This window comes from Actinoallomurus vinaceus (assembly GCF_039542055.1).
In the GTDB taxonomy this organism is placed as follows: domain Bacteria; phylum Actinomycetota; class Actinomycetes; order Streptosporangiales; family Streptosporangiaceae; genus Actinoallomurus; species Actinoallomurus vinaceus.
Genome location: NZ_BAABHK010000009.1, coordinates 86,779 through 100,612 on the forward strand (window position 1 = coordinate 86,779; position 13,834 = coordinate 100,612).

Annotated in this window: 13 protein-coding genes; 8 read left to right on the top strand and 5 right to left on the bottom strand. The window is 70.6% G+C overall.

What is annotated here, in order from left to right; all coding sequences use genetic code 11:
- Window positions 1-357 precede the first annotated feature (357 nt).
- From ABEA24_RS29295 to ABEA24_RS29315, 5 genes are all read left to right on the top strand, one after another.
- The gene (locus tag ABEA24_RS29295; protein WP_345434382.1) at window positions 358-1,551 is read left to right on the top strand and encodes an FIST signal transduction protein; all 1,194 of its coding nucleotides are present in this window, start codon (window positions 358-360) and stop codon (window positions 1,549-1,551) included.
- Window positions 1,548-2,471, top strand: a complete 924-nt coding sequence (locus ABEA24_RS29300; RefSeq protein WP_345434383.1) for an ROK family protein — start codon at window positions 1,548-1,550, stop codon at window positions 2,469-2,471. The genes ABEA24_RS29295 and ABEA24_RS29300 overlap by 4 nt, the downstream gene beginning before the upstream one ends.
- Window positions 2,472-2,520: 49 nt before the next feature.
- Window positions 2,521-3,732 carry a threonine ammonia-lyase gene (gene ilvA, locus ABEA24_RS29305; RefSeq protein ID WP_345434384.1) on the top strand — a complete coding sequence of 404 codons (1,212 nt, stop codon included), beginning with the start codon at window positions 2,521-2,523 and terminating at the stop codon, window positions 3,730-3,732.
- Between the two features lie 174 nt (window positions 3,733-3,906).
- The gene (locus ABEA24_RS29310; protein ID WP_345434385.1) at window positions 3,907-4,857 is read left to right on the top strand and encodes an ATP-binding cassette domain-containing protein; all 951 of its coding nucleotides are present in this window, start codon (window positions 3,907-3,909) and stop codon (window positions 4,855-4,857) included.
- A 4-nt stretch (window positions 4,858-4,861) separates the two neighbouring features.
- On the top strand, window positions 4,862-5,638 hold the full coding sequence (locus ABEA24_RS29315; protein ID WP_345434386.1) for an ABC transporter permease: 777 nt from the start codon (window positions 4,862-4,864) through the stop codon (window positions 5,636-5,638).
- A 79-nt stretch (window positions 5,639-5,717) separates the two neighbouring features.
- Here the strand turns inward: ABEA24_RS29315 and ABEA24_RS29320 are convergent, their stop codons facing one another.
- The 3 genes from ABEA24_RS29320 to hppD form a co-directional block, all read right to left on the bottom strand.
- Window positions 5,718-7,196 carry a M1 family metallopeptidase gene (locus ABEA24_RS29320; protein WP_345434387.1) on the bottom strand — a complete coding sequence of 493 codons (1,479 nt, stop codon included), beginning with the start codon at window positions 7,194-7,196 and terminating at the stop codon, window positions 5,718-5,720.
- 98 nt (window positions 7,197-7,294) lie between these two features.
- On the bottom strand, window positions 7,295-8,722 hold the full coding sequence (locus tag ABEA24_RS29325) for a M1 family metallopeptidase (protein WP_345434388.1): 1,428 nt from the start codon (window positions 8,720-8,722) through the stop codon (window positions 7,295-7,297).
- 156 nt (window positions 8,723-8,878) lie between these two features.
- On the bottom strand, window positions 8,879-10,054 hold the full coding sequence (gene hppD, locus ABEA24_RS29330; protein ID WP_345434390.1) for a 4-hydroxyphenylpyruvate dioxygenase: 1,176 nt from the start codon (window positions 10,052-10,054) through the stop codon (window positions 8,879-8,881).
- A gap of 159 nt (window positions 10,055-10,213) precedes the next feature.
- Between hppD and ABEA24_RS29335 the strand changes: the two genes are divergently transcribed.
- Window positions 10,214-10,681 (top strand): Lrp/AsnC family transcriptional regulator, encoded by a 468-nt coding sequence (locus ABEA24_RS29335; RefSeq protein WP_345434391.1) that lies wholly within the window; start codon window positions 10,214-10,216, stop codon window positions 10,679-10,681.
- Window positions 10,682-11,258: 577 nt separating this feature from the next.
- Here ABEA24_RS29335 and greA read toward each other — a convergent pair.
- Both greA and ABEA24_RS29345 read right to left on the bottom strand, forming a co-directional pair.
- Window positions 11,259-11,759, bottom strand: a complete 501-nt coding sequence (greA, locus tag ABEA24_RS29340; protein ID WP_345434392.1) for a transcription elongation factor GreA — start codon at window positions 11,757-11,759, stop codon at window positions 11,259-11,261.
- 133 nt (window positions 11,760-11,892) lie between these two features.
- On the bottom strand, window positions 11,893-12,258 hold the full coding sequence (locus ABEA24_RS29345) for a DUF4307 domain-containing protein (RefSeq protein WP_345434393.1): 366 nt from the start codon (window positions 12,256-12,258) through the stop codon (window positions 11,893-11,895).
- A gap of 255 nt (window positions 12,259-12,513) precedes the next feature.
- Between ABEA24_RS29345 and mca the strand changes: the two genes are divergently transcribed.
- Together mca and ABEA24_RS29355 are read left to right on the top strand one after the other, a co-directional pair.
- Window positions 12,514-13,371 (top strand): mycothiol conjugate amidase Mca, encoded by an 858-nt coding sequence (gene mca, locus ABEA24_RS29350; RefSeq protein ID WP_345434805.1) that lies wholly within the window; start codon window positions 12,514-12,516, stop codon window positions 13,369-13,371.
- Window positions 13,368-13,598, top strand: a complete 231-nt coding sequence (locus ABEA24_RS29355) for a hypothetical protein (protein WP_345434394.1) — start codon at window positions 13,368-13,370, stop codon at window positions 13,596-13,598. The genes mca and ABEA24_RS29355 overlap by 4 nt, the downstream gene beginning before the upstream one ends.
- Window positions 13,599-13,834: the final 236 nt, after the last annotated feature.

A 13,834-nucleotide genomic window follows, 5' to 3' on the forward strand; every position in this document is an offset into this window, starting at 1 on the left:
TGTCCGGCCGTCCGCTCCGCTCACTGCGTCGGGCTCGCTCGTGTTCAATGGTCGCTCGGACCCTCCTCGCTCGCTTCGCGGGCGGCGTCCGTCGTGCCGGAGGCACGCCGAGAAACGCTGTCCGGCCGCCCCCTCCGCTCGCTGATTCGGGCTCGCTCCGTTCAGGAGTCGCTCGGGTTCGACCCTATGCCGGGATCTTCGCCGCCGCATCCGACCACGGCGCGCGTCGTCCGCCGGAGAGGGACGGTGCCGGCGGCCGAACGGCGCCGGCGGGTGCCGTCTTCGCCGACCGATCCCGCTCGCGTGGCGTCGTCTGATGCCTGTGGTAGACCGTAATCAACAGAGGGGAGGGGGCCGATGGCGCGCTTCGGCGACGGGCTCGCGGTCGGGCCGGATCTGGTCGCGGCCGCGGAGTCCGCGGTGACCCAGGCGGTCGCGTCACTGGACGGCCTTCCGGACCTGGTGTTCGTCTTCGTGTCCGCGCCGGATCCGGACGCCGTCGAGCCCGCGGCGCGACGGGCGATGGAGATCGCGGGCACCCCCAACGTCATCGGCTGCGGCGCCCCCGGAGTGATCGGCGGAAGCCACGGAGTCGAAGGGGCGAGCGCGGTCAGCGCCTGGGCGGCCCGGCTTCCGGAGGCCCGCGTCGAGCCGTTCCGGCTGGAGACGCTGAAGTTCCCCGCCGCGGAGACGGAGTCGCTGCCGCGCCTGGCGGTCGTCGGCATGCCGCAGACCCGGGACGACGACGTGGTGGCCGTGCTGCTGGCAGACCCGTACAGCTTCCCCGTGGACGCGTTCGTCGAGCGTTCCGGCGAGGTGCTGCCCGGGCTGCCGCTCGTCGGCGGCCTGGCGACCGGGCACGGGGGCCGGGGGACCACGCGGCTCTTCGCGGATGGGGAGATCGTCGACTCCGGGGCCGTCGGAGTGCTCCTCGGCGGATCCGTGATGACCTCGACCGTCGTGAGCCAGGGCGCCCGGCCCGTCGGCCCGCCCATGGTGGTCACCAAGGCCGAGGAGAACATCCTGTACGAGCTGGCCGGCATGTCCGCGCTGGCCAAGCTGGAGGAGATCGTCACCGACCTGCCGGACGACGACCGGGAGCTGATCGAGGGCGGGCTGCTGATCGGCGTGGCCATGGACGAGTACGCCGACGAGCACGAACGCGGCGACTTCCTCGTCCGCGGAGTGATCGGCGCGGATCCGGAGGTCGGCGCGCTCGCCACCGGCGACATCATCGAGATCGGCCGTACGGTCCGCTTCCACGTGCGCGACGCCGGCGCGGCGGACGAGGACCTCACCCATCTCCTGGGCGACCTCGACCTGGCCCCCATCGAGGGCGCGCTGCTGTTCGCCTGCACCGGGCGGGGCCGCGGGATGTTCCCGACCTCGGATCACGACGTGCGGGCGCTGCGTGATCTGCTCGGCGGGCCGGGCGTCGGCGGGTTCTTCGCCGCCGGCGAGATCGGCCCGGTGGCGGGCCGCAACCACGTGCACAGCTTCACCGCGTCGATCCTGGCCTTCGGGCCCGGCAGCAAGGAGGACCCCGCGTGACCGGCTCCGTTCTCGCCATCGATGTCGGCGGCACGAAGATGGCCGCGGCCCTGGTCGAGCCGGGCGGGCGGATCGCCGCCTATGAGCGGATCGCGACCCCGCGGCCACCGCATGCCGACGCCGACGGCCTCTGGCGGACGGTGCTGACCCTGATCGACAAGCTCTCGGCCGAGCGGCTGGCCGGCGTCGGGGTGGGGTGCGGCGGGCCGATGAACTGGCCGAGCGGGAAGGTGTCCCCGCTCAACATCCCTGCATGGCGGGGGTTCCCGCTGCGCGAGCGGCTCCAGGAACGCTTCCCGGGCCTGCCGGTGCGCCTCCACAACGACGCGGTGGCGGTGGCGGTCGGGGAGCACTGGCGCGGCGCCGGCCGTGGACGCGACGGCATGCTCGGCATGGTCGTCTCGACCGGTGTGGGCGGCGGGCTGATCCTCGGCGGCCGCCTGGTCGACGGCGTCAGCGGCAACGCCGGGCACATCGGCCACGTGATCGTCGATCACGAGGGGCCGGCCTGCGAGTGCGGCGGCCGCGGCTGCCTGGAGGCCATCGCCCGGGGCCCCGGGCTGGCGGCCTGGGCGCGGGAGCAGGGCTGGCCGGGCGAGACCGGAAAGGAGCTCGCCGACGACGCCGCTCGAGGCCACCCCATCGCCGTCCGGGCGATGAACCGCGCCGGATGGGCGCTCGGCGTGGCGATCGCCTCCGCGACGCACCTGTGCGACCTGGAGGTCGTGGCGATCGGCGGGGGCCTGTCCCAGGCGGGGCCGCTGCTGTTCCGGCCGCTCGAGGAGACGCTGCGGGCGCACGCCCGGATGGAGTTCGCCCGGCAGGTGCGGGTCGTGCCGGCGGCGCTGGGGCAGACGGCGGGCCTCGTCGGGGCCGCGGCGTTCGTCCTGGCGGCCGACCGCTACTGGACCGCGGACTGACCGCGCACGTGCGCGTCGTGCCCCGCCATGACCGTGGGAGACTCTTGGCATGAGCGGTCCCGTCAGCGCCGATGATGTCCGCGCGGCTCGCGAGCTGCTGCGCGATGTCACCGTGACCACGCCGATCCTGGAGTCCCGGTCGCTGTCGGCGAAGGTCGGCGGCCCGGTCCTGCTCAAATGCGAGAACCTCCAGCGCTCGGGATCGTTCAAGGCCCGCGGGGCGTACGTCCGCATCGCCCGCCTCACCGACGAGGAGCGGGCCCGCGGCGTGGTCGCGGCCAGCGCGGGCAACCACGCGCAGGGCGTGGCGCTGGCCGCCACCCTGCTCGGCGCCCGCAGCGTCGTCTTCATGCCCGAGGGCGCGCCGCTGCCCAAGGTCGCCGCGACCCGGGCGTACGGCGCGGAGGTGATCTTCGGTGGCCCTGGCGTGGACGCCTGCCTGACCGCCGCGAAGGCCTACGCACGCGACAACGGCGCCGTGTTCATCCACCCGTTCGATCACGCCGACGTGGTGGCGGGGCAGGGCACGGTCGGCCTGGAGATCCTCGAGCAGTGCCCGGACGTCCGCACCATCGTCGTGCCTGTGGGGGGCGGCGGCCTGATCGCGGGGATCGCCGCCGCCGTCAAGGAGCTCCGGCCCGACGTCCGGGTGATCGGCGCGCAGGCGGAGCAGGCGGCGGCGTTCCCGCCCTCGCTGGCCGCGGGCCGTCCCGTGGCGGTGGAGCCGGCCGGGACCATGGCCGACGGCATCGCGGTCGGCCGGCCGGGCGACCTGACGTTCGAGCTGGTCTCCAAGCTCGTCGACTCCGTCGTCACCATCTCGGAGGAGACGCTCTCCCAGGCTCTGCTGAACTGCCTAGAACGCTCCAAGCAGGTCGTCGAGCCCGCCGGCGCGGTCGGCGTCGCCGCGCTCCTGGACCGGCCGCACATGTTCGAGCCGCCCGTGGTGACGGTCCTGTCCGGCGGGAACATCGACCCGCTGCTGCTGTCGAAGGTACTCCGCCACGGCCTGGCCGTGGCCGGCCGCTACCTGATGTTCCGCGTACGGCTCCGTGACCGGCCGGGCGCGCTCGTGACGCTGCTCACCGAGCTGGCCGAGCTGGAGGTCAACGTCCTCGACGTCGTCCACCAGCGGACCGCCGCCCGGTTGAACGTCGACGAGGTCGAGGTGCTGCTGCACCTGGAGACCCGCGGCCCGGACCACTGCGACGAGGTGCTCGGCCGCCTGCGCGCCGAGGGCTACACGCTCAGCTTCACCTGACCCGCGCCGACCCCGTTCGGGCGGCATCCGGCTTCGGGTTTCACCGGGCGGTTAATCGGTTGTGCCCGATTCGAGCGCCGCGTACGGTCGGGGCGCGATCGCCTGCGCCGGAGTGTCGTACGCACCTGATATCACCGGCGGAGATCCCACTTCCGTTCTCTGCGGGGGACCACAGTGTCCGACATCATCGTTGCCGAAGGACTGGCCAAGCACTACGGAAAGGTCACCGCGCTGGACGGCGTGGACCTGCGGGTGCCGGCCGGCACCGTTCTCGGTCTGCTCGGCCCCAACGGCGCGGGTAAGACCACGGCCGTACGAATCCTCACCACGCTGCTGCGACCGGACACGGGGAGCGCCTCGATCGCCGGTCACGACGTCGCCCGGGAGCCCGGCGCCGTCCGTAAGATCATCGGGCTGTCCGGGCAGTACGCCGCGGTCGACGAGCACCTCACCGGCCGGGAGAACCTCGAGATGGTCGGCCGGCTCTACCATCTGGGTGGCAAGGCGGCCCGGAATCGCGCCGAGGAGCTGCTCGACCGTTTCTCCCTCACCGACGCGGCCGATCGGGTCACCAAGACCTACTCCGGCGGGATGCGCCGGCGTCTCGACCTCGCCGCGAGCCTCGTCGCGCGCCCGCAGGTCATCTTCCTCGACGAGCCCACCACCGGCCTCGACCCGCGCAGCCGCCTCGGCATGTGGGACGTCATCCGGGAGCTGGTCCGCGAGGGCTCGACGCTGCTGCTGACCACGCAGTACCTCGAAGAGGCCGACGCGCTGGCCGACGACATCGCGATCATCGATCGGGGCAAGGTGATCGCAAAGGGCACGGCGGACGAGCTCAAGGCGCAGGTCGGGGGCGAACGCGTCGAGCTGACCGTCGCCGACCGGTCCGAGCTGGCCAAGGCCGCCACCGCGCTGCGCCGGGTCGCCACCGACGAGCCGGTCGTCGACGAGGACAGCCACCTGGTCACGGTTCAGGTCACGGGTGGCACCCGCGCGCTAGCCGAGGTCGTCCGCGAGCTGGACACCGCGGGGGTCGAGGCGCAGGACCTGGCGCTTCGCCGCCCCACCCTCGACGAGGTCTTCCTGTCCCTGACCGGTCACGCCGCCGACGAGGAAAAGTGATCCCATGAGCGTCCCGTACGCCGTCGCCGACGCTGCGGTCATCACCCGGCGTCACCTGAAGCACACGACGCGGATCCCCGAGCTGCTGTTCTTTTCGATCATGCAGCCGATCATCTTCATCCTGCTGTTCACGGTGGTCTTCGCCAACGCGATCAAGATCCCGGGCATGGACTACAAGAACTACATGATGCCCGCGATCTTCGTGCAGACCATGGCGTTCGCCACCGCGGGCACCTCCGTCGGTCTCGCCGACGACCTGCACAAGGGGCTGATCGACCGGTTCCGGTCGCTGCCGATGGCCCGGTCGGCCGTGCTGGTCGGCCGGCTGGTCGCGGAGTCGGCGCGCAACACCCTCACGCTGCTCATCATGGTCGCGGCCGGATACGCCGTCGGGTTCCGGTTCCAGAACGGCGTGGCGTCGGCGATCGGCGGCATCCTGCTGCTGATCGCCTTCGCGTTCGCGTTCTCCTCGATCGGGACGGTGATCGGCCTGGGCGTGAAGTCGGTCGAGGCCGCCAACATGGCCGGCATGATCTGGATCTTCCCGTTGACCTTCCTGAGCAACGGGTTCGTCGGCATGGACAGTCTGCCCGGCTGGCTCCAGGACGTCGTCCGGTACAGCCCCGTCACCACGATGAACGACGCGCTGCGGGCCATGTTCTACGGCCACGGGCGGGCCATCGCCACGCCGGCCCTGCAGTCGGTCGCCTGGATCGTCGGGATCACGCTGGTCTTCCTGTTCCTCGGCGTCCGCCAGTACAAGAAGGCCGCCAGCCACTGAGCGCCACGACCGAAGCGAACGACCCGGCGGCCTCGGGTGAGGCCGCCGGGTCGCGGTCGTTCGGGCGTCGTGGTCCCGCTCAGAGGGCGGGCTTGCCCGCGGAGTAGACCCACGCCTTGAACAGCTTGTCCAGGTCCTTGTGGGTGAAGTGCTCGGTGAAGGCGATGAACTGGGCCGTCGTGTCGTTGCCGTGGCGGTGCGCCGCCGGCCACGCCTTGATCAGCTTGAAGAACGTCTCGTCGCCGACGGCCTTGCGGATCTGGTGGATCGTCATCGCGGCGCGCGTGTAGACGAGGTCGTCGAAGATGTGGTCACGGCCCGGGTCGGCGACCTTGCCACTCCAGTCGGTCTTCGTGGAGGCGTACGCCTGGTCGAACAGCTGCTGCGCGGTCTCGCCGCCGTGCTGCTCGCTGTACAGCCACTCGGCGTAGGTCGCGAACCCCTCGTTCAGCCAGATGTGCTTCCACTGCGCCGGCGTGACGGAGTCACCGAACCACTGGTGCCCCAGCTCGTGCGCGAGCAGGTCCGCGCTCGGCAGCGCGCCGGCGGTGCGCCGCGCGTAGACCGGACGGCCCTGAGTCTCCAGGGAGTAGCCGACGTTCGGGGCGAGCACGTCGATGCCGCCGACGGAGCCGAACGGGTAGCGGCCGAAGAGCTTCTGCTCCCACTCGATGACGTTCGCGGTGGCGGTGTTGAAGTCGCCGGACGGGGAGGCCACGGAGACCGCGGGAAGGCGGCGGCGGTCGGTGCTCTCCGACGCGGTGGTGCGGGCCGCCGGCTTCACCGCGGCCGGGTCGACGGCGGTGATGTTGCGCAGGCCGCTCGGCGTGCGGGTGTCCTTGACGTCGAAGTGACCGATCGCCACCATGACGAGCTCGCTGGCGGTCGGCTGCCGGTCGACCCAGCGGTACGTCGTGGTCGACCCGTGCGTACGGGTGCCGGCGGGCTCGCCGTTCGCGAGCGCCTTCAGGCCCTTCGGCACCGTGATGGCGAAGTCGTAGGTCGCCTTGTCACCGGTGCTGTCGTTGACGGGGTACCAGGTCGCCGAGCCGAACGGCTGCGACAGGGCCACCGCGCCGTCGTGCGTGGCGATCCAGCCCGAGACGCCGAGCGCCTTGTCGTTGATCAGCTGCGGCACGCCGGAGTAGGCGACGTCGACGGTGAACGCCCGTCCCTTGCGCAGACCGTGCCGGGGCGTGATCACGAGTTCCTGCGCGCCGGTGCGCTTGTACGCGGCCGCGTGCCCGTCGACCGTCAGCTTGCCGATCTTGAGCGGGCCCAGGAAGTCCAGGTCGAACCGGGACAGGTTCTGCGTGGCGGTCGCGAAGATCTTCGCGTGCGCGTTGATCGCCTTGGTGCCGGAGTCGTACGTGAGCGACAGGCTGTAGTGCCGGGCGTTGTAGCCGCCGTTCCCCATGTCGGGGAAGTACGGGTCCCCGGCGCCGGGTGCGCCGGGAGTGAAGCCGCTCTGGGCCTCGGCGGCGGAAAGGGGGGCGAGCAGGCCGGTCGCCGCCACGACGGCGGCGATCGACAGAGCTCGTGGGGTAAGCCTTGCCATGCAACTCTCCAGTTGTCTTCTGTGGCGCAACGCCCGAGGGGCAACGCGGGACACAGCATGCTCTCTGTCATCACGCACCACAAGGGTCACAGCGGTGGTCACCACGCGGTCGGGCGGGTCTTCCCGTACAGCCATGCCTGGAAGAACGGGCCGAGATCCTTGCCGGACATCCGTTCGGCGAGGGCGATGAACTGCGGGGTGGTGGCGTTCCCGTGCCGGTGCTGACTCGTCCAGGCCCGCAGGATCGCGAAGAACGTCGCGTCCCCGACCTTCTGCCGGAGGGCGTGCAGGGTCATCGCGCCGCGCTCGTACACCGAACGGCCGAACAACCGGGCGCGGCCCGGCTCGGCGGGAGGCACGGACCACAGGTCCGGGCTGTCGGTCTGCCGGTAGCGCTGGTCGAACTGGGTCTGCACGGACGGCCCGGTGCCGCTCCGCTCGCCCCACATCCACTCGGCGTACGTGGCGAAGCCCTCGTTGAGCCAGATGTCGCTCCAGCGGGTGACCGTGACGCTGTCGCCGAACCACTGGTGCGACAGTTCGTGCGCGATGGTCGTGGGATCGCCGCCCATCGGCCCGCCGTACTCCGGCTTGGTCTGGGTCTCCAGGGCGAAGCCCACCTGCACGTCGTCGACGACGCCTCCGGTGGAACCGAACGGGTACGGACCGAACACCTTCGCCCACGTGTCGGTGACACGCGCGGTCGTGTCGTACAGCTTGTCCACGGTCGTCGTCGTGATCGCGGGATCGACGGCCGCGTAGACCGGGATGCCGCCGGGCGTACGGCCGGTACGGACCTTGAACCGCCCCACGTCGACCATGGCCAGGTAGGTCGCCATGGGGGAGTCCTCGCGCCAGGAGTAGGTCGTCGAGTCACCCGCGGTGCGGGTGCCGGTCGGGCGGCCGTTGGCGATCGCGGTCAGCCCGCGCGGAACGGTGACGCGGAAACCGAACGTCGCCTTGTCCGCGGGATGGTCGTTGCTGGGGAACCACGTGTGCGCCCCGCTCGGCTCGTCGCCGGTGAAGACCCCGTCGGAGGTGGGGAGCCAGCCGTACCTGCCGAGCACCGGATCGTTGACCGCGCGCGGATTGCCGGAGTACTGCACCTGGACGGTGAAGTTCCCGCCCCGGGCGATCGGCGCGGGAGGCGTGACGACGAGCTCGCTGCCGTTCCGGGTGTACGAGGCGGCCGCGCCGCCGACCGTCACCTTCGAGACGGTGAGCCCGCTGAGGTCGAGGTCGAAGCGGGTCAGCCGGTCCGTCGCGACCGCCGTGACGGTCGCGGTCCCGGCCAACTCGGGCGTGGCGCGTGGGCTGATGCGCAGGTCGAGGTCGTAGTTCCGTACGTCGTAGCCGCCGTTGCCGTCACCGGGGGTGTAGGGGTCGCCGACGCTCGCGGCCCCGGCGCCCGAGACCGCGGAGGCCGCCCGGGACGCGGGTGACCGGACGGAACCGCCATTGTCCGAGCAGGCGGTGAGGACGCCGAGGGCCAGCGTGCTCGCAATGATCCGGGACGCATGACTCACCGACCCAGCCTGACGGCAAAACGGCGATATGGGCAACTCGGCGCTTTACCCGATCCGGCCCGTGGAGGGGGATAACCGGGCCGGGCGGCGTCCGCTTGAACGACTTTTTACCGGCCGATTGCGGTCGATCTCCGCTTTGCCGCCGGCTCTCGCGGACTAGAGATTTCCGCGGCGTTCCTGCTCGCGTTCGATCGCTTCGAAAAGCGCCTTGAAGTTGCCCTTGCCGAATCCGAGTGAGCCGTGTCGTTCGATCAGTTCGAAGAAGACCGTCGGCCGGTCCTGCACCGGCTTGGTGAAGATCTGCAGCAGGTAGCCGTCCTCGTCCCGGTCCACCAGGATCCCGCGCTTCTGCAGCTCCTCGATCGGCGCGCGGACCTCGCCGATGCGTTCGCGCAGCTCCGGGTCCTCGTAGTAGGAGTCGGGCGTGTTCAGGAACTCCACGCCCGACGCGCGCATCGCGTCGACCGCGTGCAGGATGTCGCCCGTAGCCAGCGCGATGTGCTGCATGCCGGGGCCGCCGTAGAACTCCAGATACTCGTCGATCTGCGACTTCTTCTTGGCGATCGCCGGCTCGTTCAGCGGGAACTTCACCTTTCTGGTGCCGTCCGCCACGACCTTCGACATCAGCGCGGAGTACTCGGTGGCGATGTCGTCGCCGACGAACTCCTTCATGTTGGTGAAGCCCATGACACGCTGGTAGAACTCCACCCACTCGTCCATCTTGCCGAGCTCGACATTGCCGACACAGTGGTCGATCGCCTGGAAGTATCGTTTGGCGGGCGGCGCGACGACAGGGTCGACGGCGACGTATCCCGGCAGGTACGGGCCGGAGTAGTCGGCCCGCTGGACGAGCGAGTGCCGTGTCTCGCCGTAGGCGGCGATGGCGGCGACCACGACCTTGCCGTACTCGTCCTCGAGGACGTGCGGGGCCTCGACGCTCCGCGCGCCCTGGGCGATCGCGTGCCGGTAGGCGGTCTCGGCGTCCGGCACCTCGATGGCCAGGTCGATCGCGCCGTCGCCGTGCTCCGCGACGTGCCGGCCGAGGTCGGTGCCGGCGCGCACGGCACCCTTGAGGACGAACCGCGCACCGCCGGACTCCAGGACGTACGCGGCCTCGTCCCGGCTGCCGGTCTCCGGCCCCTTGTACGCGACGCACCGCATCCCGAACGCGGTCGAGTAGTAGTGCGCCGCCTGCCTGGCGTTGCCCACGGCGAACACGACGGCGTCCATGCCCTTGACGGGGAACGGGTCCTCCCTGCGCGCCCGCGGCGCCCGGCCGTCGTCGGCGCGCTGCTCCGGCGTCAGGTCCTTCTGCCCGGCTGCGTCGGTCATGGCTACTCCCTGCACGGTGGTGAGCGACGTTCCCCCACAATGTCGATCGTCGGCTACATAGTGCGCAAGAGCAGTCGAATTCACTGCGCAACCTGTACAGTTGAAGCACGGAGCTAGCGGCATATCTGTGCACCCTGCTCAGGCGGCCGAGAGGGCGACATGATCGATGACCTGGACGCACGGCTGATCGGGCTGCTCACGGAGGAGCCGCGCATCGGTGTGCTGGAGTGCTCACGCCGGCTCGGCGTGGCACGCGGCACCGTGCAGGCGAGGCTGGACCGGCTCCAGGAGCGCGGAGTCATCCGCGGGTTCGGACCGGACGTGGATCCCGCGGCGTTGGGCTACCAGGTCGCCGCGTTCGTCACCCTGGAGATCCGGCAGGCCGGTGGTCACGACCCCGTCGCCGACCGGCTGGCGGCGATCCCCGAGGTGATCGAGGTGCACACGATCACCGGCGGGGGCGACATGCTGTGCCGCATCGTGGGGCGGAGCAACCAGGACCTCCAGCGCGTCATCGACCAGATCGTCGATGTGGAGGGCGTCCAGCGGACGTCGACCGTCATCGCGCTGGCCACTCCGGTACGCCAGCGGACGCTGCCTCTCGTACGGGCGGCCGTCCGCCCCTGAGACCGACGCTCCACTCAGGTGAGCCGCCGTCCGGCCTCCGGCCGACGCCCACCCCTGCCGGTCACCGTCCGGCCCCCGGAGCCGCGTCGTCTCGTTCGATGCCCGGCCCTTAGCGTGCCGTCCGACCTGACGCGAGCGTCATCGCCCGCACGTCACGGACGCACGGGCGATGACGGGCATGACCATCCGACCGCCTCGGACTTCGTTCGACCCGTTCTCGACGGGACGGCCGGAAACCCGGTCGGTGACCATGTACGCGGCTGAGGACTCGAGCGGAGCCCCGAAACACGTAGCGCGCCGTGGCGAAGGACCGTCACTGAACACGACGTCCCACACGGCGGTGGGGTGCCGGGCCGTGGTGAAGGCCACAGGGCACAATGGCCCGCGTGCCACGAGGCCTCGGGGCCGTCCCCGCGAAAGGCGTAGCGTGCCGTGGTGAAGGCGACCGGAGCGAAGATCACTGAGCAGCACGGCCCGCCTCGTCGGGGGGTTCGGGGGGTCGCCCCCCGAAAGATATTGCGGGCCGTGGCGAAGGCGACCGGAGGTCGCCGAGCATGACGGCCCGCCCCGTCCCGGCTCAGCCGCCGACGTACGGCGTGGCGTCGAGGATCTCGACCTGCATGCTGCGGCCGTTCGGCAGCGTGTACTTGGCCTTCTCGCCGACCTTCTTGCCGTTGATCGCGGCGCCGAGCGGAGACTTGGGGGAGTAGACGTCGATCGGGGCGCCGCTCTCCTCACGAGAGGCCAGCAGGAACGTGACCTCCTCGTCGTCACCGACGAACTGCACGGTCACGGTCATGCCGGGCCCGACCACGCCTTCGGTACGGGGTGCCTCACCCACGCGGGCGTTCTGCAGGATCTGCTGCAGCTGGAGGACGCGGCCCTCCTGCTTGCCCTGCTCCTCCTTGGCCGCGTGGTATCCGCCGTTCTCCCGCAGATCCCCTTCGTCACGAGCGGCCTCGATCTTCTGCGCGATCGCGATCCGGCCCTCGCCCGTGAGGTAGTCCAGCTCAGCCTTGAGCCGGTCGTACGCCTCCTGGGTCAGCCAGGTGACGTTCTCATTGCGGGTCTCGGTCACGGGTACTCCTCATCCACATGAAGTGCGGCCGTTGAACTCTCTAGGCTACCGGCATTTGAACGTGAAGTAGCCGACGGACGAGAGCTTTATGCCGTTATGACGTTCATGTTTGTTCCCCGGCGGGGAACCCTTTTTAACCTGCTCGGCAGTCCGTGACGGTCACGGATGTGGCGCGTGCGGAAGTCGGCAGCTCCTGGTGCCTCTCGACGCTGCCGGTCCCCGCCGGGACGGTGATCTCGGTCCGGCCGAGCTCGCCGTGGTCGGTGCCGTACGCGACGATCGCACAGCGTACGTTCTCGCCCTTCGGCTTGCTGATCTGGTAGTGCACGCGCGCCGACCGGTCGGCCAGCTGGAAGGAGATCACCTCCGGGGTCACCCCGGGCCTGCCCTCGGAGTATCCCACGATGATCGCCCAGCCAGCGGCGCAGATCGCCACGAACACACCGATGACCGCGTAGGCCACCTTGTTGCCCTTACGGGCGATACTGCTCGTGCTCATCGGCGTTGCGGCGTGGCCGCCTCGGTGGTCGGGCCGAGGGCGAACACCGCATCCCTCCCTCGAATGTCGGTGGCGGTCGTTACCGTGTCCGCGCGCGGGAATCTCCGTGCGGGGGTCCGGTGTTCTCCGGGAGAATCCTTCTCGGCGGGAGCGGCCTCCGGCGATCCGGTGGCCGCGCACGCGACGATACGACCTTACGCTGACGGGGAGCCTACGTTGTCCGAGGTATCGACCGGTTCGGAGCCATTGCGCCTGATGGCCGTCCATGCTCATCCGGACGACGAGTCCAGCAAGGGCGCCGCCACGATGGCGCGCTACGCCACCGAGGGGGTCCAGGTGCTGGTGGTCACCTGCACCGGGGGTGAGCGCGGCGACATCCTCAACCCGGCGATGGAGAAGCCGGAGATCAAGGCCAACCTCGCGGCGGTGCGCATGGAGGAGATGGCCAAGGCGCGCGAGGTCCTGGGCGTCGAGCAGCAGTGGCTGGGCTTCGTCGACTCAGGGTTGCCCGAGGGCGACCCGCTGCCGCCGCTGCCGGAGGGCTGCTTCGCCCTGCAGTCGCTCGAGGTGGCGAGCGAGCCGCTGGTCCGGGCCATGCGGGAGTTCCGGCCGCACGTCGTGCTGACCTATGACGACAACGGCGGCTACCCCCACCCCGACCACATCATGTGCCACAAGATCTCGGTGGAGGCCTTCGAGGCGGCCGGCGACCCCGACCGTTACCCCGGCGCCGGTGAGCCATGGCAGCCGCTGAAGCTCTACTACCACATGACCTTCCACCAGAAGCGGTTCGAGGCCGAGCACGAGGCGATGATCAAGGCGGGCCTCGAGTCGCCGTACGCCGAGATGCTCAAGCGCTGGCAGGACCGCCCGCTCCAGTGGGAGATCACCACACAGGTGCCGTGCGCCGACTACTTCGAGGTGCGCGATCAGGCGCTGCTGGCCCACGCCACCCAGATCGACCCGAACGGCCCCTTCTTCGCCTGCCCGACGGACATCAAGCGCGAGGCATGGCCGACCGAGGACTACCATTTGGCGCGTTCGCTGGTCGATACGGAGCTGCCGGAGGACGACCTGTTCGCCGGCGTCCGGGAAAAGGTGTGTCTGCCATGATGGTTCTCGCCGTCAACGAAGACCAGGTCACCCCTGGCGTGGTGGCCTTCTTCATCGTCGCGGCACTGGGCCTGACGCTCTTCTTCCTGATCCGTTCGATGAACAAGCAGATCCGGAAGATCGAGGCCCCGAGCGAGGAAGAGCTCCGGCAGGCCGACTGGGAGCGCCGGCAGAAGGAGAGCGCCGAGTCCAGCGCCGAGTCCAAGGAGGACAAGCGCGACGCGTGACCGTCCCGCCCGGCAAGGAGGACCTTCCCGCCGGGCGTGCGGGGGTCTTTCCGCGGGTGCCCGGTCGGCGGACCGGCGTGCGCGCGTGGCGGTGACTTCCGACGGGCGCGCGGGATCGTCCCGCCGGATGCGGGAGGCCTTCCCACCGGGCGCGGAACACCGGCCCGCCGGGCAGGCGACCGGCGCGGCGAGGGCGGCCTGACCGGTGCGTCCGGAGCGGGTCGGGTGTCCCCGAG

What these genes read in the sequence shown, in the direction of transcription:
- ABEA24_RS29320 (WP_345434387.1), bottom strand. Translation starts at nt 7,196, where the DNA reads ATGGCAAGGCTTACCCCACGAGCTCTGTCGATCGCCGCCGTCGTGGCG.
- ABEA24_RS29335 (WP_345434391.1), top strand. Translation starts at nt 10,214, where the DNA reads ATGATCGATGACCTGGACGCACGGCTGATCGGGCTGCTCACGGAGGAG.
- ABEA24_RS29315 (WP_345434386.1), top strand. Translation starts at nt 4,862, where the DNA reads ATGAGCGTCCCGTACGCCGTCGCCGACGCTGCGGTCATCACCCGGCGT.
- ABEA24_RS29355 (WP_345434394.1), top strand. Translation starts at nt 13,368, where the DNA reads ATGATGGTTCTCGCCGTCAACGAAGACCAGGTCACCCCTGGCGTGGTG.
- ABEA24_RS29295 (WP_345434382.1), top strand. Translation starts at nt 358, where the DNA reads ATGGCGCGCTTCGGCGACGGGCTCGCGGTCGGGCCGGATCTGGTCGCG.
- ilvA (WP_345434384.1), top strand. Translation starts at nt 2,521, where the DNA reads ATGAGCGGTCCCGTCAGCGCCGATGATGTCCGCGCGGCTCGCGAGCTG.
- mca (WP_345434805.1), top strand. Translation starts at nt 12,514, where the DNA reads ATGGCCGTCCATGCTCATCCGGACGACGAGTCCAGCAAGGGCGCCGCC.
- ABEA24_RS29345 (WP_345434393.1), bottom strand. Translation starts at nt 12,258, where the DNA reads ATGAGCACGAGCAGTATCGCCCGTAAGGGCAACAAGGTGGCCTACGCG.
- hppD (WP_345434390.1), bottom strand. Translation starts at nt 10,054, where the DNA reads ATGACCGACGCAGCCGGGCAGAAGGACCTGACGCCGGAGCAGCGCGCC.